Source organism: Streptomyces sp. AK010, assembly GCF_014207295.1.
GTDB lineage: Bacteria > Actinomycetota > Actinomycetes > Streptomycetales > Streptomycetaceae > Streptomyces > Streptomyces massasporeus.
The window spans coordinates 142,196-164,256 of the sequence record NZ_JACHCX010000002.1; the positions used below are offsets into that span (position 1 = coordinate 142,196).

Genomic DNA, 22,061 nt, shown 5'->3' on the forward strand with positions numbered 1-22,061 from the left:
GTCCGGGGTGCGCCCTCAGGCCTGTCAGGGGTACGCCCTCTCGCCTGTCCGGGAGTGCACCCCTCGCGTGTCCGGGATCACAGCGCAGACGGGATGCCGCGGCCGGGCCGGGTGGTTGAACCATGCGTCCTATGCGTATGCACATACCATTCGGTACCCCCAAGGGAGCCCCCACGTGACTGTCGCCGCCTCCGCATCCCGCGCCGCCGAAATCCTGTCCCGGCCCGTATCGCTGGGCGGCCTGACCGTTCCGAACCGGATCGCGATGGCGCCGATGACCCGCATGTTCTCCCCGGGCGGCGTGCCCGGCGACGACGTCGTCTCGTACTACGCGCGCCGCGCCGCCGCCGGAGTCGGCCTGATCGTCACCGAGGGCACCTACGTCGGCCACGACTCGGCCGGGCAGAGCGACCGCGTGCCGCGCTTCCACGGCGAGGAGCAGCTCGCGGGCTGGGCGAAGGTCGCCGAGGCGGTGCACGCCGCGGGCGGCACGATCGTGCCCCAGCTGTGGCACATCGGCATGGTCCGCAACCAGGGCGAGCCCCCCGTCGCCGACGCCCCCGCCGTCGGCCCCTCCGGCCTGCGCATCGGCGCGACGGAGCCCACCGGCAAGGCCATGACCCAGGCCGACATCGACGCCGTCATCGGCTCGTTCGCCGAGGCCGCCGCCGCCGCCGAGCGCATCGGCTTCGACGGCGTCGAACTGCACGGCGCCCACGGCTACCTGCTCGACCAGTTCCTCTGGGAGGGCACCAACCGCCGCACCGACGCCTACGGCGGCGACCGGGTCGCCCGCGCCAAGCTCTCGGAGGAGATCGTCGCGGCCGTCCGCGAGACCGTCTCCGCCGACTTCCCCGTCATCTTCCGCTACTCCCAGTGGAAGCAGGACGCCTACGACGCCCGCCTCGCCGAGACGCCCGAGGAACTGGAGGCCATCCTGACCCCGCTCGCGGCGGCCGGTGTCGACGCCTTCCACGCCTCCACCCGCCGCTACTGGCTGCCCGAGTTCGACGACTCGGACCTCAACCTGGCCGGCTGGACCAAGAAGCTGACCGGCAAGCCCACCATCACCGTCGGCTCGGTCGGCCTGAACGGCGACTTCATCAAGGCCTTCCAGGGCCAGGGTGCCGAGGTCGGCGACCTCGACAACCTCCTGGACCGTTTCGAGCGCGACGAGTTCGACATGGTCGCCGTCGGCCGCGCGCTGCTCCAGGACCCCGAGTGGGCCCGGAAGGTGCTCGACGGCCGCCTGGAGGAGCTGGCGCCCTACAACCCGGCGTCGCTGAAGTCCCTCAGCTGACCTCCGTCACCTGAGGCCCTGGATCTGCTTGCGTCAGTCAAGGACACTGACTGGGCGCCTGTGCACCGGCACCGAGTGAGGAGATCCAGATGACGACGACCGAGTCCCGCCCGCCGCACGACGGTTCCGCGGGGCAGCCCGGACCGGTGGTGCGCACCACCGCCGGTGCGGTCCGGGGCCGGCGGGAGGCGGGGCTCGCGGTCTTCCGCGGTATCCCGTTCGCCGAGCCGCCGGTGGGCGAGGCCCGCTTCCAGGCCCCGCGCCCCGCCCGGCCCTGGGACGGCATACGCGACGCCCACGCCTTCGGCCCGCCGCCCCCGCAGGACCTCGGCAGCCTCGGCGGCCCGGGCCTGTTCGATCTTCCCGAGGGCGACGACTGGCTCACGGTCAACGTCTGGACGCCCGAGCCCGACCCGGCGGCCCGCCGGCCGGTCATGGTGTGGATCTACGGCGGCGCCTACAAGCTCGGCCACTCCGGCAGCCCCGGCTACGACGCCCGGCACATCGCCGCCGACGGCGACCTGGTGGTCGTGTCCCTCAACTACCGCCTGGGCATGGAGGGTTTCGCGCACATCGAGGGAGCGCCCGCCAACCGCGGCCTGCTCGACCAGGTGGCCGCGCTGGAGTGGGTGCGGGACAACGTCGAGGCGTTCGGCGGCGACCCCGACCAGGTCACGGTCTTCGGGGAGTCGGCGGGCGCCGGCTCGGTCGCCTCGCTGCTCTCCATGCCCCGCGCGGCCGGGCTGTTCCGGCGGGCGATCGCCCAGAGCGTGCCGGGGACGTTCTTCTCCGACGCGCTCGCCCGGGACATCGGCACCGCCCTCGCCGCCGAGGTGGGTCTGCGCCCCACGGTCGCCGACCTCGCGACGATCACCCCGCACCGGCTCACGTCGGCGGGTGAGACGCTGAGCGCCAAGATGCTCCAGCGCATCGACCGCTGGGGCCAGGCGGCGCCCACGGTCACGCCCTTCTCCCCGGTGGTCGACGGCGAGGTCCTGCCGACGAGCCCGTGGCAGGCCCTGAGGTCGGGATCGGCGAAGGACGTCGACCTCCTCGTCGGCCACAACCGCGACGAATACCGCCTCTTCATCGCCATGGCCGGACAGCTCGGCCAGATATCCGACGAGCGGGCGGCCTCGGCCCTGAGCCTCTTCGCCCCCGGTGGTGAACGGGCGTACCGCGACGCCTTCCCCGAGGCCTCCCCGAGCGAGCTCTACGAACGCGTCCAGACGGACTGGCTGTTCAACATGCCCTCCCTGCACCTGGCCGAGGCGCAGCGCGCGGGCGGCGGCAGGGCGCACGTCTACGAACTGACCTGGACGGCCCCCGGCAACGGCGGCGCGCTCGGCGCCTGCCACGGCCTGGACATCCCGCTGCTGTTCGGCACCTACGGGGCGGACCTGGGGCTTCTGCTGTTCGCCGGCGCGGAGCCCTCCGCCGAGGCCCTCGCGCTGTCGTCCCGCTTCCGCGCGTCCTGGACGTCCTTCGCGAGGACGGGCGACCCGGGCTGGCCGGCGTACGACGACGCCGAGCGGCTGGTGCAGGTGCTGGACGCGGAACCGGAGGTGCGGGCGTACCCGGAGGAGCGGTCGCGGCGGCTGTGGGAGGGGCACGAGTTCCTGCCGCTTCCGCTGCTGTGAGTCCGGGCCGCTACAGGTTGCCCATGGGCTCGATGTCCACCCGCACCGGCGTCCCCCACACCCGCAGCACCTCGTAGTCGGTGAACTCGTGGACCAGCCGGTACGCCATGGCGGCCCGGGGAGCCTTGCGCTGGGCGTTGATGAAGAGTTCGGCCTCGCGGCGGTCCCGGCGCGGGGTGCCGCACAGCTGCCAGGCCTGGCCGTTCCACAGCTCCGCCAGCCAGCGCTGCTGGGGCTGGGGACGGTCGCCGCGCACGCCGTAGCGGGACGGTGCGGGCTCGACGGGCTGGTGCTGGGGGGCGGGCCCGTTGAACTCCGCCCGGCGGGCCGCCCGGCGCCGCGTCTCGCACAGCAGGCACAGATCGGGGGCGGCCTCGTCGACCGGGCCGTTCGGGTGCTCGGGGCAGCGGGTAGTGGGCGCGGCGCCCGTGACACTCTCGTCCAGCAGGTCCAGGGCGCGCTTCAGGTCGGCCTTGACTTCGTGCAGCTTGGCGTCCGGGGTGTCGGCGGACAGGGCCTCCCCGTGCTCCCCGAGCAGACGGAGGGCTCGGCCTAGGGCGGTGAGCTGGGCGTGGTTCATGGTTCCTATTGTCGTCAGTCGGCGTAGTCCTTGAGCTTCTCGGTGTCCAACGTGATGTTCACGGGCGCCGGGAGCTCGACGGCGGCGCCCCAGGGATGCGGGGAGATCTGCTGGTAGCGGCCGCCTTCTGGCTCGCTGAAGACCGTGAGGGTCTGGTTGTCGCGGTCGATGAGGAGGTACACGGGGATCCCGGCCTCGGCGTAGCCGAGGGGCTTGTCGATGCGGTCGCGCTGGTTGATGTCTCGGTCGCGGGACGTGATCTCCACGGCCATGAGGGAACCGTCGGGGTCGGACCACTCGCCGTCGCCCCGAAAATGATCCACCGGCCCGAGCGTTCCGTCCGTGCGAGCGCGACCCTTGCGGTAGGCCTCTGCCTTGACGCCTGACTCGGGTACCAGATCCAGGTCAGGACGGTGCTGCATGCACTGGCGCAACAGCCACATGAAGATGGAGCGGTGGTTGCCGTCAGGCATGGCCTTGACCTCTGGTTTTCCGTTGATGTACTCCAGCCGCACGCTCTCCGGGGCGCGGCGCTCCAGCTCTTCGAAGTCCTCGACGCTGAGCGCGTCCTTCGTCCGGACGCGACCGTCGACGTACTCGAGTCGCACGCCCTTCGGGGCCACCTCGGCCAGATCCTCGAAGTCCTCGATGGGCATCAGCGGGCGGTCAGCGGTACCAGGCGTCATGGTGGTGCCTCCTCCCTTCCATCGTGCCCTCAGGGAGTGGCGTCGCACCGCAGGAGCCGTCATGTGTGTGCCTTCTCTTGTCGTCGTTGGGACATCGCGGCGCGGATCTGGGCCGCGTGGTCGTGGACTGTGGGGGTGGAAAGGGGTGCAGCGGGTTGCGCGGGTGCGCGTTCGCCCCGGCAGGCGCTGCAACGCCCCCCTGGCAGGGTTTCCGGACGTCCCGGGGCGCCGCAGTTCGCGCACTCCAGGATCCGTAGGGGTGGGCGTGGAGGGGGTGGAGGTGGTGGAAGTTTGCTGGTCAGGCGGTTTCGGACCAGGGCTGCGGCGTGGTGGACGGGCGTCGGCAGGCCGGCTGCGAGGGCGCGCAGTACGTCGTCCTCCGAGGCGCCCCGTGCGAACCACTGCGTCACGAGTGGGGCGAGGGTCGCGCAGTCGGCCTCGGAGAGGGAGAGGACGGGTGCCGTGCGGCCGAGGGCGGCCAGGAGGATGTGGGCGCGGGAGCGGGTGGGGCGTGCCGCCTGCGGCCGGGGTGCGTCGCCGCGGGTGAAGGCGGTCCACCAGTCGTCATCCCGGGCGGTGCGGGACCACCACGATCGGGTGATCCAGCGGGAACTGCCGTCGTCGGCCGTCACACACTCCCGGCCTCGGCGCAGATGCCCTGCCAGCTGGATGCGGTTGAGGGCGGTACCGAGGGCGCACTGTCCGTAGGGCAGTTGCTTGGCCAGCGTCTTTACGGAGATGTCGGCGCCGTCGGGGAGCCGGTCGAGGTAGGCGGCGATGGCGGCTTCGCGGGGTGGGAGATGGGCGAAGTCGTGGTTCGTGCCGGGGGGTTGGCCGGGGGTGGTGCGTTTGCCGTAGCCCGGCCCCGCCATGGGGTGCGCGGACGGGATGGCAGTACTAAAGTTGGCGTCAGCCATGGGATCGCCTGGTTTCGATCTCGATGGTTAAGCCCCCGCAGGTGTTGGTAGCACCGGGCGGGGGCTGTTGCTTGTCCAGGAACGTTAGAGGTATGTGACTGTCCGTGGCAAGCCGGACGCGTCGCGTCAACTTGCCGGGTGGGAGGGTGGGTTGAGGCCCTCCACCCAATCCTTGAAAAGAGAGCTCGAAGCTCGGATCCCGAAGCTCAGGCCGTCTCGTCCTTGAGGTTCTCGACGAAAGCGGACCAGGCGGTGGCCCGGAACACGAGCTTCGGGCCGTGGGGGGTCTTGGAGTCGCGGACGGGGATGACATCAGGGAATGCCTGGGTGACTTCCAGGCAGTTGTCGCCGGTGCCGCCGCTGTAACTGGACTTGTACCACTCAGGCGTGTTCCTCATGGTCGTAATCCTGCGTCATCGCCTCGAGGAGGGCCAGAGACTTCTCAGGCGAGAGCGCCGAAGCCGTGAGGAGCTCGAAGTAGAGCCTGTAGCGCGCGACGGTGGCGGGGTCGTCCTCCAGCTGTCCGGTGTCGACCCCTTCCAGGTAGGCGAGCGGAGGGGCGTCGTCGAAGTCCATCAGCCTGACGCACCCCTGCATCCCCGGGTGAGCCCCTGCGTCGAACGGCAGCACCTGCACGATGACACGGTTCCGGCGGATCAGGCCGATGAGGTGGCGTAGCGCCCCCGCCATCACCTCCGGCCCGCCCGTCGCGCGGCGAAGTGCGGCTTCGTCAATAGCCGTCCACAACAGAGGCTTTGTTGGATCGTGGAGGATCCGCGCCCGCTCCATCCGGCCTGTCACCAGCGCCTCGATGGCCTCTTCTGCCGCTGAGGGCTGGTAAGCGCGGCTGACGGCTCGTGCGTAGGCGGGTGTCTGGAGCAGCCCGGGAATCAGCATCGATGTGTACTCCCTGATGGCCGCGGCTTGCGTCTCCACCTCTGCTGCTTCCGCGAAGTGTTCGCGATACTTCGACTTCGCCGCCGCCGCACAGTTCCGCTGGAAGAAATCCTCCGTCCCCAACACCTCGTCCAACAGCCGCGCATACTCCCGCTGCAACCTCCGCGTCCCCGCCTCCAACTGCCCGATGAACGACCCGCTCACGAACAACCGCTGCCCCAGTTCCTCCTGGCTGAGGCCGACCTTCTCGCGGGCATGGCGCAGCTCGGCGCCCAGGAGAGCCCTGGGGGAAGAGGACGGGTCGAGGTCCCTGGAACCGGGCATGGGCAACTCCCTGTCGTACGGATCGGGTTGTTGGACCGCCGTGTCTGGCCAGGTTAGGGACGTGACGGCCACGCTGTGTGGTGAATCGCAAACTCAGCGTGGAGGTAGGAACAGTGCGTTCGACCGAAGAGATCGTGCAATCGCTGCGGGACGCCCTCGCCGGAGTCGGGGTCGTGCTGCCGTCGCTGGGCGTCGACCCGGTGACCGGCGCGAGCGACGAGCCGTACGCGCTGGTCGATCTGGGGCGGTGCAACGTACGGACGGCGGAGCACCTCACCGACGTACTGCGCTCGCTGCCCGTGGGGGAGGCGCTGCGGGCGCGCGTGCGGCAGGTCAACCGGGAGATGAGGTCACGGTGAAGTAATAGCCGGCGGTAGATGTGCAAACATTCGCCCAGCCGTACGTCCTGACCAACGCCAGCGACCTGCCCGACGCCGAGTTCCGGGCGGCGTACACCACCGCCGGGGGCGCCTACCTCCTCGACCGGGCCTGCACCCGGCTGCCGGAGATCCTCGACTCGGTGCGCGCCCCGGGCCGCGACCCGATGGCATCCGAGCGCCGGGTCCTCAAGGAGTACGTCCTCGGCCCGGACCGCCCCACCTTCATGGAGCGCTTCAGTACGGCGGTCAACGCCCTGGCGGACAAGGCGACGGTGGAGCAGGCCGAGCGGCTCGCGGAGGAGCAGCGGGTGGTCGTGGGGGCGTGACGGCTCAGCCGCTCGCCGCCAGGGCCGCCCGCAGGTGCCCGCCCGACTCCTCCAGCAGTCGGGCGGCCGTCGGGCCGTCCACGTCGGCCAGGATCGTCAGGATGGCGTTCTTGACCTCGCCGTCCGTGGCGGTCAGGGCCTCCTCGATCTCCTTGTCCCCGGCGCCGGTGGCGAGGGCGACGATGCGGTGGGAGCGGGCGCGGAGCTTGTCGTTGGAGGCGCGGACGTCGACCATCAGGTTTCCGTAGGTCTTGCCCAGCCGGATCATCGTGATGGTCGAGAGCATGTTGAGGACGAGCTTCTGCGCCGTTCCGGACTTCAGGCGGGTGGAGCCGGTGAGCAGTTCGGGGCCCACGACGATCTCGATGCCGTGGTCGGCGGCGGCCGCGAGCGGGCTGCCGGGGTTGCAGGCGAGGCCGATGGTGAGGCAGCCGCGGGCCCGGGCGTACTCGACCGCGCCGATGGCGTACGGCGTGCGGCCGGAGGCGGAGATGCCGACCACCGTGTCGTCGGGGGCCGGGGCGAGGGCGTCCAGGTCGGCCCTCGCCAGGTCCCGGGAGTCCTCCGCGCCCTCGACCGAGGTGACCACGGCGTCCGGGCCGCCCGCGATCAGGCCGACGACCCGGGAGGGGTCGGTGTTGAACGTGGGCGGGCACTCGGAGGCGTCCAGGATGCCCAGCCGGCCCGCCGTGCCCGCGCCCGCGTAGACCAGACGCCCGCCCCGGGTCATCCGCTCGGCGACGGCGTCGATCGCGGCGGCGATCTGCGGCAGCCGGGCCGCGACCGCCCCGGCCACGGTGGCGTCCTCGCCGTTCATCAGCCGGGCGATGTCGAGGGTGGGCAGCCGGTCGATGTCCGCGAGCTCCGGCCGGAAGGCCTCGGTGGTCAGGGACGCCAGCTCGGTCCTGAGGTCACGGAGGTGGGAGGTGGAGGTCATGAACGGCTCTTTCCGTGTCTTTCCGGTGCTGGGCGGGGCGGCTGCCTCAGGAGCGGTGCCGGTGGGCCAGCGCCTCGTACGACGCCGACAGCGCGGGCGCCGCCTTCTCGTACGTCCGCTGCGCCACCCCCACGAACAGGCAGTCCACCACGAGAAGCTGGCCGGTCCGGGACGACATGGCCGCCGGACGCAGCTCGCTCTCGCGTGCGGTGGACGTGGTGAGGACGTGATCGGCGTACTGCGTGACCGGGCCGTTCGGGCGGCCGGTGATCGCCACCGTCGTCGCCCCGCGCTCGAAGGCGACCCGCAGGGGCTCGATGACGTCCCCGGTCGACCCGGAGTGCGTGATGGCGATCGCGACGTCGCCCGCGCGCAGCTGCACGGCGTTGGTGACGGCGAGGTGCGGGTCGCTGTGGGCATGCGCGAGCATCCCTATGCGCAGCAGCTTCTGCGTGAGGTCCTGGGCGACCAGGCCGGACGCCCCGACGCCGTACACATCGGTGCGGCGGGCCGCGGTCAGGGCGGTGACGGCCGCGCCCAGTTGGACGGTGTCGAGGCCGGCGGCGGTGTCGGCGAGGGTCTGCTGCTCGTCGTAGGCGAGCTTGGCGACCACGTCGGCGATCGGGTCGTCCACCGCGATGTCCGTGGTGATCGCGGGGGCGCGGCCCGACTGCTGCTGCGCGGCGAGGCCGGCGAGGGCCAGGCGCAGGTCCCGGTAACCCGGATAGCCCAGCAGGCGGGCGGTGCGTACGACGGTCGCCTCGCTGGTGCCGGTGAGTTCGGCGAGGCCGGTGACCGTGAGGGCCGCGCAGCCGGCCGGGTCGCCCGCGACGGCCTCGGCGACGCGCTGCATGGAACGCGTCATCGACGGGCCCAGGGTGCGGACCTTGGCCGCGAGGGCGGCCGGGGCGGGCGGGGCGCCGCTCGCGCCCGAAGGACCGCCACGCTCGCGGGCGAAAATTTCCTTCACGTCTCGGGTCACGATTGAAAGATATTTTCGGGGCGGCGGTGGGGTCAAGAGTGCGCACAATGGGTGCATGGATCCCATCAGCCCCCTGGAGCAGGCGCTGCACGCCGCGCGCGCCCTCGTGCTGGCCGACCTCGTCGCGGGCCGCGTCGCCGACGCGGATGTCGTCTCCCTGGTCGAGGAGTCCGTCAAGCAGCGGCGATGGTGGGTCGAGCAGTGGCCCGAGGGCGCCCGGTACGTGGCCGGCCTGGTCGCGCAGGACGTGCAGGACTCCCTGCTGGAGCGGTACGGCCGCTGGCCGCTGTGCCCGGTGTGCGGCGCGGGCGAGCCGCACGCCCTCGATGTGGAGCCGGAGTTGGGGCCCGACCCGCACTGGGTGTGCAGCGAGGCGGGCGTGAAGGTCGCCGCCGTGGGATCGCTGGGCGAGGCCATCGGCGGGCCGGCGTCCTCGTGAGGCCCGTGTGACGATCTACATCGACCCGCCGACCTGGCCCGGCCACGGCCGCCTGTGGTCCCACCTCGTCAGCGACGTCTCCTACGAGGAACTGCACACCTTCGCCGCCGGCCTCGGCGTCCCCCGCCGGGCCTTCGAACGCGACCACTACGACATCCCCGACCCGCGGTACGCCGACGCGGTGCGGGCCGGGGCCGTGGAGGTCAGCAGCCGCGAGGTGGTGCGGCTGCTGTACGCGGCGGGGCTGCGGCGGCCCAAGGGGCGCTATCCGTCGCCGGGTTCGCGCAGCTCGTAGGTCAGGTGCTCGGGGTCCTCGGCGACCTGGGTGAAACCGGCCCGCGCGAGCACGTTCTGCGAGGGCAGGTTGTCCCGCTCGACGTTCGCGACCACGGTCCGCACCTCCGGCCGGCCCAGCGCCCAGGACGACAGCGCGCGCAGCGCCTCGGTGGCGTAGCCGTGGCCACGGGCGCCGTCGACCAGGTCGTAACCGACCTCGACCCGGCCCGCCTCGTCCGGGACGCCGTGGAAGCCCATGGCGCCGATCGCGTGCTCGTCCTCGCGCCGGACCAGCACGTACATGCCCCACTCCGGGCGGTGGACCCCGTCCTCGTACTGCTTGTACACCAGCCCGGCGCCGACCCGGGTGCCCTCGATCGGGCCGCCCTCGATCCACTCGTGGCCGCCGTCGCCGACCGTGGACAGATCGGTGGCCGCGGCCGGGGTGACGCCCTGGAGGGTGAGCCGCTCGGCGTCGATCACCAGGTTGTTGTTCCAGCGCCACTCGGTGAGCGGGGCGCGGCCGGCCAGCTCCCCGCGGCCGGTGGCCCACAGCAGGGTCGGCCACGGGGTGGGGCCGGGCCGGACGTGCGGGAAGATCCGGCCGAGCACGAAGTCGCACAGCTCGGGCGCCGGTTCGTACGGCACGCCCAGCCCCTCGGCGATGTCGTGCGTGTGCAGCAGCACCTCGACCACGCCCATCGCGGCGAACCCCTCACGGTCCGCGCTGCGGAACGGATACGGATGGAAGGCCCGTACGTGCCGCGGGGCGGTACGGATCGCGGCCGCGAGCAGGGCACCCGTCGTGCCGATCACCCGCAGCACGTCCGCGTTGCCCGAGTCCTCCTCCATCGACAGCTCGAACGGCGCGTACCGGTCCTGCTCCCGCCCCGCCAGCTGCCCCGCGTACGCGATGAGGTCCTCGGCGATGTGCACCGCCGTCCGCCGGCAGTCCCACTCCAGCCGCCCGGCCCGCACCCCTTCCCAGTCCCGCTCGGCGACCGCCCCCAACAGCCCCACGCACTCGGCGACGGCCTGCTCCACCTGTTCCGCACCCGTTGTCCACACAGGGGGCAGGCTACGAGGCGTCGTGGGGTGGGGGCGACAGCATTTCCAGCTCGGCTGCGAGGTTGTAGCGGGCCGTGGCCTCCCACTCCGCTGCGCCGTGCGGCGTTCTGAACAGGCTTGAGAGGTACAGGAGTTGACGCAGGATCGCGGCGCGGCCCTCGCGGAAGGCGTCGCTGGGGACGAAGTGGTACTCCTCGCGGACGGCCGTGGTGTAGGCGGCGTACGCCGACGGGGGTGAGGCGAGGATCGCCAGGTCGGCGTCGCACAGGACCTGGCCGTCGGGGTCGTCGTCGGCCGGGTCGTGGGTGACGGTGAGGCGGACCAGGCGGGCCACCTCGGCGGTCTTCGCGTCCGGGACACCGGCTTCCGCGAGGGCGCGTTCGGCGAGGCGGGCCGAGCGCTCCTCGTTCTCGGAGCGGTCGGGCAGGTAGACCGCGTCATGGAACCAGGCGGCCAGCCGGACCACGTCCGGGTCGCGCGCGTACCGCTCCAGTTCGTCGACGCGGTCCAGGACCGCCGTGAGGTGCTCGACCGTGTGGTAGCGGCGCTGCGGCTCCTGCCAGCGGGTGAGCAGGGCGTCGGCGTACGGCGCCGGGTCCGGGCCGCCGGCCGGGCCCCGGGCCGCTTCCAGGGTGCGGGCGAAGCGGGTGCGCAGGGAGTCGAGGTCGGACATGGGGGCATTCTCCCGCTGGGCGGGGTCGGGCACCTAGCGTGGGGTCATGACGACTCCTGCTGATGTTCCTGACGTACGGGACCCCGAGCAGCCCGGGCGGCTGCTGACGATCGAGCGTGAGGCGCTGATCCCGCTGCTGCGGGACCGGGCCGGGGAGGACTTCGCGCGGCCCGTCGCCGCGTGTCCGGGCTGGACGGTGCGGGACGTGCTGGCGCACTGCTCGGCCGCGCTGACGCGGGCGGTGGAGGGCAGGTTCGAGGAGGGCGTGTTCTCGCCCGAGTGCAACGACCGGGACATCGCCGAGCGGGCCGGCTGGAGCGACGCGCAGGTCGTCGACGAGCTGGAGCGGGGCATGGGCGCGGCCGGGCCCGTGATCGCCGGGGCCGGCGGGAAGCTGGACGCTCTCGCCCTCGGGGAGTGGGTGCACGCCGGTGACGTGCGCGAGGCCCTCGGGGAGCCGGGGGCGTACGGCGGGGCCGGGCTGCCGGACGCGCTCGCCCTGCTCGCGCGGATCACCCGCGAGCGGGGGCATGTGGCGCTGCACGCCGACCTCGACGACCTGGACGAACCGCTGCGGCTGGGGGAGAGCGGCGGGGAGCGGCCCCCGGGCCGCTTCATCGGGGACGGGCCGACGCTCGTACGGCTGTACACGGGGCGGCCGGTCGACGGGGCCCCGGCGTTCGAGCTGGCCGGGGTGGAGGCGAAGGAGCTGGACATCTTCGGCTGACGCGGGCGAAGGGGCCCGGGGGCTTGGGATCCGGCGGGAGCGGGCAGCGTAGTCTTGATTGGACTAGACCTGTCGCAACCGTCAGGCGTCCGTACGCCGACGCCGTGCCGACGAAGGGGCCCCATGAGCAAACGTGCAGTCCTGGAGGTGATCGCCCTCGGCGTCGAGGACGCGGTCGCCGCCCAGGCGGGAGGCGCGGACCGCCTCGAGCTGGTCAGCGACATGGCGGCCGACGGGCTCACTCCGTCGGCCGCCACCGTCGCCGGGGTCCGGCGGGCGGTCGACATCTCCCTGCGGGTGATGATCCGTCCGGCGGACGGGTTCGCGGCCGGGGACGTCGACCGGCTCGTGCGGGTGGCCGGTGAGCTGCGGGAGGCCGGGGCGCAGGAGTTCGTGCTGGGGTTCCTCGATGCCGGGGGTGTGGTCGATCTGGCGGCCGTGGAGCGGGTGGTGGCCGTCCTGGACGGTTGCCCCTGGACCTTCCACCGGGCCATCGACCGGGCCGCGGACCGGGACGCCCTGCGCAAACAGCTGGACGGGATGCCGGGGTTGGACACGTATCTGACGGCCGGGTCGGCGGACGGGGTCGACGACGGGCTTTGCGTGCTGCTCGCGGAGGCGGCCTGGCAGGGACAGCCGGGGTACGAGCAGCATCTCCTGGTGGGGGGCGGGCTCCGGCTCGATCACGTGCCGACGCTGCTGACGGCCGGGATCGACGGCTTCCACATCGGCGGGGCGGCTCGGCCGGAGGGCTGGCAGGCACCGGTGTCGGCGGATGCCGTCGCGCGGTGGCGGGCCGCCCTGGACGCCGTGTGAACGTCCCCGGCCCTCACCCCGGGGTGACTGCGACCCCGCGTGCGGTGGTGTCCGCCACCACCGGGTCGTGGACTCCCTGCGGGGAAGCAGGGGACGTGCCCCGGCGTTGTGCCGTTGCATGAGCTTGCGCTTCTCACTGATGGGTCCGGTACGAGCCTGGGACGACGACGAGGAGATCGAACTGGGGCCGCGCCAGCAGCGGGCGGTGCTGGCGGCGTTGCTGCTGAACAACGGCATCCGGCTGAGCAACGACCAGTTGGTCAACATGGTCTGGGACAACCCGACGCCGAGCGCGGTGATGGCGTTGCGGACGTACGTGTACAAGATCCGCAAGACCCTTCCGGAGCTGAACCTGACGTCCAGGGACGGGGGGTACACGGTCCGCGCGGAGATCGTCGACGACTGCCGCGGAGAGCCCTTGGAAGGCCTCCGGAGTGCCTACTTCGACGCGCAACGGGTGCGGCTCGGCGACTACCGGCTCAAGGCGCGGGAGGACTGCCTCGAACGTGAACCCGACGTGCTGGAGCTGCAGAAGCACGTCGCCGCCTTCCCGCTCAGGGAACGCCCGCGCGCTCTGCTGATGCGCGCGCTCTACCTGGAGGGCAGGCAGGGCGAAGCACTCGACCACTTCCACCGGGCGCGCGCACTCCTCAACGAGGAACTCGGCCTCGAACCAGGGCCGGAGCTGCGCGAGGTCCACGCGCGGATCCTCAACGGCGACCTCATCCCGCCGCGCAGACCGGAGCAACTGCTGCCGGATCTGACCGACTTCACCGGCCGTGCCGAGGAGATCGCGCAGGCTCTGCGGACGTTGCCGGGCACCGTGGGCATCACCGGTATGCGGGGCAGCGGCAAGACCGCGCTGGCCACCCGGATCGGCCACCTCGTCAAGGGCCGCTTCCCGGACGGGCAGCTCTTCGTCAGGGGCGGGGACGTCGCCGGCGAGCTGTTGCGCGCGGTCGGCGTGGAGAACCCCGCCGGCGACAAAGCCGCACTGTGGCGGGAGAAGGCACGCGGCAAGCGCTACCTCGTCGTGGTCGACGACGTGCAGGACGCGGCGGCCGTACGCGATCTCGCCACGCCCGGCTCGGCGATGATTCTCACGAGCGTCCGCCGGTTGAACGAGCTGCCGGGGGTGACCTGGCTGAAGACCGCCGGTCTGGCCGAGCGGGAGGCACGGGACTTCTTCCGCAAGGTCCTCGGCCCGGTGCGCGCGGACGCGGAACCGGGGCAGGCCGAGGTGCTGCTGGAACGCCTCTCGCGGCTGCCGGGCCCGATCAGGGTGATGGGCGGCAAGCTCAGCTCGCGCCCGCACTGGACGATCGGGATGGTCCTGCTGCAAATGGAGCGGGAGAGCAAGCTCGACGGCGTGATCCCCTCCGACTGCGCCGCGATGTTCGCCCCGTTGATCGCGGCCGAGGAGCAGCTGAGCGATACGGAACGGCACATGCTCATGTGCTTCGCGCGCCAGGATGCCGAGGTGATCGACAGCCACCATGCCGCGGAGATGTCCGGGGCCGACGCCGGCGAGATCGAGATGGTGCTGGAGTCGCTCACGGGCGTGCACCTGATCGAGCCGCTCGTACTCGGCCGCTACCGGCTGCCGCACTTCGTGCGCCTCTACTTCGGCCGGCGCACAGCGGCCCTGACCGCCTGATTCATTTCGGTGTCCGCGCGGCCTGACCAGGCCGTATATCCGGAAATTATGCATTGACGATCTGGCACCGCCACGTTTGCAGACATGGCAACCAACGAACTGCAGGACAAGAAGGCACTCGTCACCGGCGCCACCTCGGGTATCGGCCGCGCGATCGCGGTCAAGCTCGCGGAGGCGGGTGCCACCGTCTACGTGACGGGGCGCAGGGCCGAGCTCGGCAAGGAGACCGTCGAGCTGATCGAGCAGGCGGGCGGGACGGGCCACTTCGTCGTCGCGGACGTCGCGAACATCGACGACGTCCGCAAGCTCGCCGAGGAGGTCGGCGAGGTGGACATCCTGGTGAACAACGCGGGCATCTTCCCGTTCTCGTCGACCCCCGAGCAGTCACTGGACAGTTACCAGCAGGTCTTCGACATCAACGTGCGTGCGTCCTACTTCCTGACGGCCGCGCTCGCGCCCGCCATGGTGACCAGGAAGAAGGGCGCGATCGTCAACGTGTCCTCGGTCGCCGCGCAGATCGGCACCCCCGTCGGCTCCGTCTACAACGCCTCCAAGGCCGCGATGGACGCGCTGACCCGGTCGTGGGCCGTCGAGTTCGGCGCGGCGGGCGTGCGCGTCAACTCCGTGGCGCCCGGCCCGATCCGGACCGACACGGCCGTCGACACGGTGGGCGAGATGTTCGAGGCGTTCAGCCAGTCCACACCGCTCGGCCGCGCCGGCGAGCCCGAGGAGATCGCCGACGCCGTGGTGTTCCTGGCCTCCGACAGGGCCGGCTACATCACCGGCGCGGTGCTCACCGCCGACGGCGGCCTGGTCGCGACCTGAGCGCGGAGCCGACTGCCCGGCGCCGATGAGCGACGTCCACGGGCATCACCGCCGGTGATGCCCGTGGACCAGGCCCGACGCTTCGGTGAAGGGTGGTTCACGCCAACTGCGACGGCAGCCCGGCCGCGTGGGTGACGATCAGGCCCGACACAGCTCGCGTCAGCGCCACATACAGACGTCGCAGGCCTGTGCGTTCGTCCGGTTCGCCGTCGACCACCGCCCGGGGTTCGTCCAGGACCACGTAGTCGTACTCCAGGCCCTTCGCGAGGGACGCCGGGACCAGGGTCAGGCGGGTGTCCACGGTTGTCTCCTCGCCGGGGCCGAGGTACGGGATCCCGGCCTGCCCGAGGGCCTCGGCCAGCTCCGGGACGCGGGTGTCCGCCGCGATCAGGCCCGTCGAGCCCTCGTGGCGCAGCAGCTCGCGGCACGCCTCGACCACGTCCTTCGGGCCGGAGACCGGCCGGACCTCGAAGTGGCCGGGGTTCTCGCGGATCGACACCACCGGGGTGAGGCCCGGGGCGATGTGCGGGAGCAGCCGGGAGGCGTAGGTGATGACGTCCGTCGGAACACGGAAACCGGCCGTCAGCTCCTCCACCAGCGCCTCCGGCTTGCCCAGGTGCGTCAGCGCCTCCTGCCAGCCCCGGGTCGCCCACGGCGTTGTGCCCTGCGCCAGGTCGCCGAGGACCGTCGCGCTGCCGGTGGTGCAGCGGCGGCCGACCGCCCGGTACTGCATGGGGGAGAGGTCCTGCGCCTCGTCGAGGACCACGTGCCCGAGGGAGTGCGTGCGCTGGATCAGATCCGTGGCCTCGTCGATCAGCACGGCGTCCGCCGCCGACCACGCGGCCGACTTCACGCTGCGCGCCGGCTTCGCCCAGAGGATCGCCTTCTGCTCGTCCTCGTCGAGGATCCCCTCGGCGTGGACCGCGAGGAACTCCGCGTCCGACAGCAGCCGCAGCACCAGCTTCGCCGGGTCGACCGCCGGCCAGACCGCCTTCACCGCCGCCTTGACCGCGCTGTTGCGGGCCACCGCGTCCTGCACCCGGTCGTCCGGCGCCTCACCCGACCGCTCCATCTGCACCAGCACGGCGTGCGCGATGCGCTGCGGCAGGGCCTCGCGGGCGGCGCCGTAGCGGATGTCCCGGTCGAGCAACTCGCGGACGAGCTCCTCCAGTGCGTACGCCGGGATCCGCCAGCGGCGGGAGCCGCGCACGACCACGACCGGCTCGGTGGGCATCGTGACGTGCGCGTAGAGGGCCCGGCGCAGCACCCGCGCCAGCCGCGCGTCGCCCTTGACGACGGCGGCCGTCGCGTCGTCCGTGCCCTTGATCTCGACGTGGGCGACGAGATCGTCGACGGTCGCCTGCTGCACGGCCAGCTCACCCAGCGCGGGCAGCACTTGCTCGATGTAGTGCAGGAAGGACCGGTTCGGCCCGATGACCAGCGTGCCGGTGCGGGCGAGCCGCTCGCGGTGGGCGTAGAGGAGGTAGGCGACCCGGTGCAGGCCGACGGCGGTCTTCCCGGTGCCGGGGCCCCCTTGCACGCACACCGTGCCGGACAGGCCGGAGCGGACGATCTCGTCCTGCTCGGGCTGGATCGTCGCGACGATGTCCCGCATCGGGCCGACACGCGGCCGTTCGATCTCCTGCTGGAGCAGCTTGCTGGTCCGGGAGGCCTCGGCCGGGTCCGACAGGTGCTCGTCCTCGTAGGCCGTGATGTCGCCGCGGGTGTAGCCGAAGCGGCGGCGCAGCGCGACGTCCATCGGGTCCTTCTTGGAGGCCCGGTAGAACGGCTGCGAGACCGGAGCGCGCCAGTCGATGACCATGGGGTCGCCGTCGTGGTCGTGCACGTGCCGGCGACCGATGTGCAGTGTCTGATAAGCAGCCTCCGGCTGCGGGCGCTCCCCGTCCGCCCCCTCGGCCTGCTCGGCGCCCGGCGCGTGCAGGTAGTCGAGCCGGCCGAAGAACAGCGGGGTGTCGCTGAGGTCCGCGAGCGCCTTGACGCGCTCCTCGATCTGCCGGGCCAGCACCTCGGCGTTGACCCAGTTCGCGGTGACGTCGGTGATGTCGAGGGCCTCGACGTCCTCGCGCATGGCACGCAGGGCGGAACGGGACGCGGAGAGGTGGGAGCGCTCACGCGAGAGCGGATCGTCGACGGGCGTGGACAAGGGGGTGCCTCCGGAGGGACCTGCTGAGAGTGGGCGGTGAGATGCCGGCCGGTTTCCGTCCGGTCGGCGGCACTCCGTTAGGGAGGCGGGCAAGAGCGGAGATCTTAGAGGAGCGGGGGCACCGGCCGCGAACGGTTTTCTCGGCCCTCCTCGCTCCCTCATCCCCTAGGGGACAGGGCCCTCCCCCCTGAGGGGACCGGGTCGCCCCACAGGCGTACGCGGACCGCCGCACAGTTCGGTCCGGAGACCGACGCAGTCTTTACGGTCGAAAACGCACCATGGAGACATGAGCGCAGCAACCATCCACCCCGCCCCGGCACCGGGCCGCCCGCCCGGCGCCACCGCCGTGGCCGGCAGTCACAGCCACCGCCTCGGCGATGCCCTGCGCGCCGTCAAGGTCTTCGTGGGCGCCGCCTTCGACGTGGTCGTACTCGGTCAGTACGGAGAGGAAGTCGGCGTGGTCCGCCGCAAGTGAGAAGGCGTGGCCCGCCGCGCGTGAGAAGAGCCGGTCCGCCGCGAGCGGGCGGACCGGCCCCCACCGTCAGCTCTCCGCCAGCAGCTCGTCCGCGTCCATGATCCGGTACGCGTACCCCTGCTCCGCCAGGAACCGCTGGCGGTGGGCGGCGAAGTCCTGGTCGATCGTGTCCCGGGCGACCACCGAGTAGAAGTGCGCCTGGTGGCCGTCGGCCTTGGGGCGCAGGACCCGGCCGAGACGCTGGGCCTCCTCCTGCCGGGAGCCGAAGGTGCCCGAGACCTGGATGGCGACCGTCGCCTCCGGCAGGTCGATCGAGAAGTTCGCGACCTTGGACACGACGAGCACGCTGATCTCGCCCTCCCGGAAGGCGTCGAAGAGCTTCTCCCGCTGCGCGTTCGACGTCTCGCCCTTGATCACGGGCGCGCCCAGATGTTCCCCGAGCTCGTCGAGCTGGTCGATGTACTGCCCGATGACGAGGATCTGCTGTCCGGCGAAGCGGCGGACGATGGCCTCCGTGACCTTCCGCTTGGTCGCGGTCGTCGCGCAGAAGCGGTACTTCTCCTCCGTCTCGGCCGTGGCGTACGCGAGCCGCTCGGAGTCCGTCAGATTGACCCGGACCTCGACGCAGTCGGCGGGCGCGATGTAGCCCTGCGCCTCGATCTCCTTCCACGGCGCGTCGAACCGCTTGGGGCCGATCAGGGAGAACACGTCCGACTCCCGGCCGTCCTCACGCACCAGCGTGGCGGTCAGGCCGAGCCGTCGGCGCGCCTGGAGGTCGGCGGTGAACTTGAAGACCGGCGCGGGCAGCAGGTGCACCTCGTCGTAGACGATCAGCCCCCAGTCCCGCGAGTCGAACAGCTCCAGGTGCGGGTAGACGCCCTTCCGCCGGGTCGTCAGCACCTGGTACGTGGCGATCGTGACGGGCCGGATCTCCTTCTTCGTCCCGCTGTACTCGCCGATCTCCTCCTCGGTGAGCGAGGTCCGCTTCACCAGCTCGTGCTTCCACTGCCGGGCGGAGACGGTGTTCGTGACGAGGATGAGGGTGGTCGACTTCGCCTGGGCCATCGACCCGGCCCCGACCAGCGTCTTCCCGGCGCCGCAGGGCAGGACGACGACGCCCGACCCGCCGTGCCAGAAGTTCTCCACGGCCTGCTTCTGGTACGGCCGAAGCGCCCAGCCGTCCTCGGCCAGCTCGATCTCGTGCGCCTCGCCGTCGACGTACCCGGCGAGGTCCTCGGCCGGCCAGCCCAGCTTCAGCAGCGTCTGCTTGATCTGCCCGCGCTCGGAGGGGTGCACCACGACCGTGTCCGGGTCGATGCGGGCGCCCACCAGAGGCGTGATCCGCTTCGACCGGAGGATCTCCTCCAGCACCGGGCGGTCGGTGGTGGTCAGCACCAGCCCGTGCGCCGGGTGCTTGGACAGCGTGAGACGTCCGTAGCGGTCCATCGTCTCGGCGATGTCGACGAGCAGCGCGTGCGGCACGGGGTAGCGGCTGTACTGCACGAGCGCGTCCACCACCTGCTCGGCGTCATGACCCGCCGCGCGGGCGTTCCACAGGCCCAGCGGGGTCACGCGGTAGGTGTGGATGTGCTCCGGCGCCCGCTCCAGTTCCGCGAACGGGGCGATGGACCGGCGGCAGTCGTCGGCCTGCTCGTGGTCGACTTCCAGGAGCAGGGTCTTGTCGGACTGGACGATCAGCGGACCATTCACGCGCGGCACCCTTTCTGTGGCCAAAGGACTCGGACGGCTCGACAGCGCGACGCCTCGGCCAAACGTCCAGTGTGCCTGATCGACCGGGGCGGGTGGTGTGATCCGCGCGTCCGATCGTACTGAATGCCTATTCATCCCAACGTGTGGTGTGAATTCAGTTTTTCCATCGCGGCCCCGAAGAATGGCGAAGGTGCAGAACCCGACGACCACCACACTCGGATACGCCCTGTTCGCCACCCGCTGGCTCCAAGCCCCGCTGTACTTCGGGCTGGTGGCCGCCCAAGGCGTCTACGTCTACAAGTTCTTCAAGGAGCTGTGGACCTTAATCCTGATGTGCGTGAGCGGGCACGCCACAGAGACGTACGTGATGCTCGCGGTGCTCAAGCTGGTCGACGTCGTCATGATCGCCAACCTGCTGATCATGGTGATCGTCGGCGGCTACGAGACGTTCGTCTCGCGCATCGGCCTCCAGGGCCACCGTGACCAGCCCGAATGGCTCTCACACGTCAACTCCAACGTACTGAAGGTCAAGCTCGCCACGGCGATCGTGGGCATCTCCTCCGTGCACCTGCTCCAGATGTTCGTGGACGTCCACCACACCTCCCAGCACGCCCTGCTGTGGGGGACGGTGATCCACATGGCGTTCATCGCGTCGGCGGCGATCCTCGCCTACATGTCCGGGCCGATGGTCGCCCACACGGACCGCGCGCACGCCGACCGTTCACCCGCCACACCGGCGGCCCAGGCCGCCCGCCCACAGGAGCAGGAGCGGCCGCAGGAGAAGCCGGATCCCGAGACCCCGGCCGTCGCGCCCGCCCTCCCACGGCAGACCGACCCGGCCGCCGACGCCGAGGCCCGGATCCGCGCCGCCGGGTTCCCCGCGCGCAAGCTGCTGGAGGACTTCGACGAGCAGCACCCCCGGGGCTTCGACCGGGAGGCCGTGGCGAGGCTCGGCAAGGCCGACTTCGTCACCGCCCGGCGCAACGTCGTCTTCGTCGGCCCGCCCGGCACCGGCAAGACCCACCTGGCCGTGGCCCTGGGCGTCCGCGCGTGCCACGCCGGGCACCGGGTGCTGTTCGCGACCGCTGCCGAGTGGGCCGCCCGGCTCGCGGACGCCCGGGCCGCCGGCCGGCTCGACGCGGAGCTGACAGCGCTCGACGATCACCCCCTCCTGATCGTCGACGAAGTCGGCTACACGCCCCTCGACCCGGCGACGGCCGGCCTGTTCTTCCAGCTCGTCGCCCACCGCTACGAGCGGGCCTCGCTGATCGTGACCAGCGACCGGCCGCTGGGCCGCTGGGACGAGGTCTTCGGCCCGTCCGCCCCGGCGCTGACGGACCGGCTCGCCCATCACGCCGACCTCGTGCGGCTGGACGGCGACAGCTACCGGACGCGCCGCGCTACTTCAGCGTGGGCAGACTGACGTTCTGGACCAGCGGCCCTTCGACGGTGACCCCCTCGGTGATCAGCGGCTCCACGGCGGCGGCCGGCAGGGGCAGCGGCAGCGCGGGGGCCGCGGCGGCGGAGGGCGCGAGGGCCCCCACGAGCGCGACGGCACAGAGAGCGGCGGCGGGCAGGTTCTCACGCATGAGAGTGGCAGTGCCTTTCACGGGCGGTGAGGCCTTCACGGGCTGTGAGGCCTTCACGGGCTGTGAGGCCTTCACGGGCTGTGAGGCCTTCACGGGCTGTGAGGCCTTCACGGGCTGTGAGGCCTTCACGGGCTGGGAAGCCTTCACGGGCTGGGAGGCCTTCACGGGCTGGGAGGCCTTCACGGGCTGTGAGGCCTTCACGGGCTGGGAAGCCTTCACGGGCTGGGAAGCCTTCACGGGCGGTGAGGCCTTCACGGGCGGTGAGGCCTTCCACGGTGGAGGGGCCTTTCACGGGCTGACGGACGACGGACCCCGCACCACGGGCCGGCCCGGGACGCCTGGGCCGGCCCGATGGGTGCGCGGGAGCGGATCAGATCTGCGGTGTCTCGAGGACGAGACCGGCGACGTCGATGCTCACCGCGGAGGCCGGAGTGGCGAGCCCCCCGAACGTCATCAGGGCGGCGGTGGCGAGGACGGCGGCGACTCGGCGGACAGTGCGCATGCGCGGACTTCCTTTCGGCGGAGCTCACAGGACACCGGGTGGCTGCCCCCACGCGCACGGCGTGATGCGGCACGCCCGGGAAGGTCGCCCGTGCGTGGGAAATCCCCGGCGTGGCGTGCATGAACGCCCGCCTGCACCCGAACGGGTGACGGCCCGCGAGCCGTCGCCAGA

Annotated in this window: 24 protein-coding genes and 1 pseudogene; 12 read left to right on the top strand and 13 right to left on the bottom strand. The window is 71.8% G+C overall.

The annotated features are described in order from the left end of the window. Positions 1 to 175: 175 nt before the first annotated feature. A complete protein-coding gene (locus HDC93_RS03905) occupies positions 176 to 1,300 on the top strand; it encodes an NADH:flavin oxidoreductase (protein WP_185007200.1) in 1,125 nt (374 codons plus the stop codon). An 89-nt stretch (positions 1,301 to 1,389) separates the two neighbouring features. After that, positions 1,390 to 2,940, top strand: a complete 1,551-nt coding sequence (locus HDC93_RS03910) for a carboxylesterase/lipase family protein (RefSeq protein ID WP_185007203.1) — start codon at positions 1,390 to 1,392, stop codon at positions 2,938 to 2,940. Positions 2,941 to 2,950: 10 nt separating this feature from the next. Here HDC93_RS03910 and HDC93_RS03915 read toward each other — a convergent pair whose 3' ends face one another. From HDC93_RS03915 to HDC93_RS03935, 5 genes are all read right to left on the bottom strand, one after another. After that, positions 2,951 to 3,520: a hypothetical protein gene (locus HDC93_RS03915; RefSeq protein ID WP_097217359.1), complete on the bottom strand. Its 570-nt coding sequence runs from the start codon at positions 3,518 to 3,520 to the stop codon at positions 2,951 to 2,953. 14 nt (positions 3,521 to 3,534) lie between these two features. Further along, positions 3,535 to 4,206 (bottom strand): Uma2 family endonuclease, encoded by a 672-nt coding sequence (locus HDC93_RS03920; RefSeq protein ID WP_260419397.1) that lies wholly within the window; start codon positions 4,204 to 4,206, stop codon positions 3,535 to 3,537. Between the two features lie 59 nt (positions 4,207 to 4,265). After that, entirely contained in the window at positions 4,266 to 5,078 is an 813-nt protein-coding gene (locus tag HDC93_RS03925; RefSeq protein WP_185007205.1) for a hypothetical protein, read from the bottom strand. A gap of 251 nt (positions 5,079 to 5,329) precedes the next feature. Continuing rightward, on the bottom strand, positions 5,330 to 5,521 hold the full coding sequence (locus HDC93_RS03930) for a DUF397 domain-containing protein (RefSeq protein ID WP_185007207.1): 192 nt from the start codon (positions 5,519 to 5,521) through the stop codon (positions 5,330 to 5,332). After that, entirely contained in the window at positions 5,505 to 6,344 is an 840-nt protein-coding gene (locus HDC93_RS03935; RefSeq protein ID WP_185007209.1) for a helix-turn-helix transcriptional regulator, read from the bottom strand. Before HDC93_RS03935 ends, HDC93_RS03930 begins: the two co-directional genes overlap by 17 nt. Positions 6,345 to 6,457: 113 nt before the next feature. On the opposite strand from HDC93_RS03935, the pseudogene HDC93_RS03940 reads away from it, so the two are divergent. Then, positions 6,458 to 6,649: pseudogene (locus tag HDC93_RS03940) on the top strand (hypothetical protein); the annotation flags it as partial. Positions 6,650 to 6,723: 74 nt separating this feature from the next. Then, positions 6,724 to 7,050, top strand: coding sequence for a hypothetical protein (locus HDC93_RS03945; protein ID WP_260419398.1), 327 nt, complete (start codon positions 6,724 to 6,726; stop codon positions 7,048 to 7,050). A 4-nt stretch (positions 7,051 to 7,054) separates the two neighbouring features. Here HDC93_RS03945 and murQ read toward each other — a convergent pair whose 3' ends face one another. Further along, positions 7,055 to 7,987: an N-acetylmuramic acid 6-phosphate etherase gene (gene murQ, locus HDC93_RS03950; RefSeq protein ID WP_185007213.1), complete on the bottom strand. Its 933-nt coding sequence runs from the start codon at positions 7,985 to 7,987 to the stop codon at positions 7,055 to 7,057. Between the two features lie 46 nt (positions 7,988 to 8,033). Further along, positions 8,034 to 8,969: a MurR/RpiR family transcriptional regulator gene (locus HDC93_RS03955; RefSeq protein ID WP_185007215.1), complete on the bottom strand. Its 936-nt coding sequence runs from the start codon at positions 8,967 to 8,969 to the stop codon at positions 8,034 to 8,036. Positions 8,970 to 9,024: 55 nt separating this feature from the next. Here HDC93_RS03955 and HDC93_RS03960 point away from each other — a divergent pair, with 55 nt between their 5' ends. Both HDC93_RS03960 and HDC93_RS03965 read left to right on the top strand, forming a co-directional pair. Continuing rightward, positions 9,025 to 9,408, top strand: coding sequence for a hypothetical protein (locus HDC93_RS03960; RefSeq protein WP_031103587.1), 384 nt, complete (start codon positions 9,025 to 9,027; stop codon positions 9,406 to 9,408). A 7-nt stretch (positions 9,409 to 9,415) separates the two neighbouring features. Continuing rightward, positions 9,416 to 9,703: a DUF4031 domain-containing protein gene (locus HDC93_RS03965; protein ID WP_185007217.1), complete on the top strand. Its 288-nt coding sequence runs from the start codon at positions 9,416 to 9,418 to the stop codon at positions 9,701 to 9,703. Here HDC93_RS03965 and HDC93_RS03970 read toward each other — a convergent pair. Both HDC93_RS03970 and HDC93_RS03975 read right to left on the bottom strand, forming a co-directional pair. Beyond that, on the bottom strand, positions 9,673 to 10,728 hold the full coding sequence (locus tag HDC93_RS03970) for a GNAT family N-acetyltransferase (protein WP_185007909.1): 1,056 nt from the start codon (positions 10,726 to 10,728) through the stop codon (positions 9,673 to 9,675). The two genes, HDC93_RS03965 and HDC93_RS03970, sit on opposite strands and share 31 nt — an antisense overlap. A gap of 34 nt (positions 10,729 to 10,762) precedes the next feature. Further along, a complete protein-coding gene (locus tag HDC93_RS03975) occupies positions 10,763 to 11,425 on the bottom strand; it encodes a hypothetical protein (protein ID WP_185007219.1) in 663 nt (220 codons plus the stop codon). Between the two features lie 46 nt (positions 11,426 to 11,471). Between HDC93_RS03975 and HDC93_RS03980 the strand changes: the two genes are divergently transcribed. From HDC93_RS03980 to HDC93_RS03995, 4 genes are all read left to right on the top strand, one after another. Further along, on the top strand, positions 11,472 to 12,152 hold the full coding sequence (locus HDC93_RS03980; RefSeq protein ID WP_185007221.1) for a maleylpyruvate isomerase family mycothiol-dependent enzyme: 681 nt from the start codon (positions 11,472 to 11,474) through the stop codon (positions 12,150 to 12,152). A gap of 123 nt (positions 12,153 to 12,275) precedes the next feature. Continuing rightward, a complete protein-coding gene (locus HDC93_RS03985) occupies positions 12,276 to 12,968 on the top strand; it encodes a copper homeostasis protein CutC (protein ID WP_185007223.1) in 693 nt (230 codons plus the stop codon). A gap of 139 nt (positions 12,969 to 13,107) precedes the next feature. After that, positions 13,108 to 14,625, top strand: a complete 1,518-nt coding sequence (locus tag HDC93_RS03990; protein WP_185007225.1) for a BTAD domain-containing putative transcriptional regulator — start codon at positions 13,108 to 13,110, stop codon at positions 14,623 to 14,625. An 84-nt stretch (positions 14,626 to 14,709) separates the two neighbouring features. Then, positions 14,710 to 15,450 (top strand): SDR family NAD(P)-dependent oxidoreductase, encoded by a 741-nt coding sequence (locus HDC93_RS03995; RefSeq protein ID WP_185007227.1) that lies wholly within the window; start codon positions 14,710 to 14,712, stop codon positions 15,448 to 15,450. Between the two features lie 97 nt (positions 15,451 to 15,547). Here HDC93_RS03995 and HDC93_RS04000 read toward each other — a convergent pair whose 3' ends face one another. Next, positions 15,548 to 17,614, bottom strand: coding sequence for a UvrD-helicase domain-containing protein (locus HDC93_RS04000; protein ID WP_185007229.1), 2,067 nt, complete (start codon positions 17,612 to 17,614; stop codon positions 15,548 to 15,550). A 286-nt stretch (positions 17,615 to 17,900) separates the two neighbouring features. Between HDC93_RS04000 and HDC93_RS04005 the strand changes: the two genes are divergently transcribed. Next, the gene (locus HDC93_RS04005) at positions 17,901 to 18,089 is read left to right on the top strand and encodes a hypothetical protein (RefSeq protein WP_031111032.1); all 189 of its coding nucleotides are present in this window, start codon (positions 17,901 to 17,903) and stop codon (positions 18,087 to 18,089) included. 66 nt (positions 18,090 to 18,155) lie between these two features. Here the strand turns inward: HDC93_RS04005 and HDC93_RS04010 are convergent, their stop codons facing one another. Continuing rightward, entirely contained in the window at positions 18,156 to 19,799 is a 1,644-nt protein-coding gene (locus tag HDC93_RS04010; protein ID WP_185007231.1) for a DNA repair helicase XPB, read from the bottom strand. A 181-nt stretch (positions 19,800 to 19,980) separates the two neighbouring features. Here HDC93_RS04010 and istB point away from each other — a divergent pair, with 181 nt between their 5' ends. After that, the gene (istB, locus tag HDC93_RS04015; RefSeq protein ID WP_185007233.1) at positions 19,981 to 21,222 is read left to right on the top strand and encodes an IS21-like element helper ATPase IstB; all 1,242 of its coding nucleotides are present in this window, start codon (positions 19,981 to 19,983) and stop codon (positions 21,220 to 21,222) included. On the opposite strand, the gene HDC93_RS04020 is transcribed toward istB, so the two are convergent. Both HDC93_RS04020 and HDC93_RS38110 read right to left on the bottom strand, forming a co-directional pair. Then, positions 21,200 to 21,388, bottom strand: coding sequence for a hypothetical protein (locus HDC93_RS04020; RefSeq protein WP_185007235.1), 189 nt, complete (start codon positions 21,386 to 21,388; stop codon positions 21,200 to 21,202). The genes istB and HDC93_RS04020 overlap by 23 nt on opposite strands. 370 nt (positions 21,389 to 21,758) lie before the next feature. Next, a complete protein-coding gene (locus tag HDC93_RS38110) occupies positions 21,759 to 21,890 on the bottom strand; it encodes a hypothetical protein (RefSeq protein ID WP_260419399.1) in 132 nt (43 codons plus the stop codon). Positions 21,891 to 22,061 lie beyond the last annotated feature (171 nt).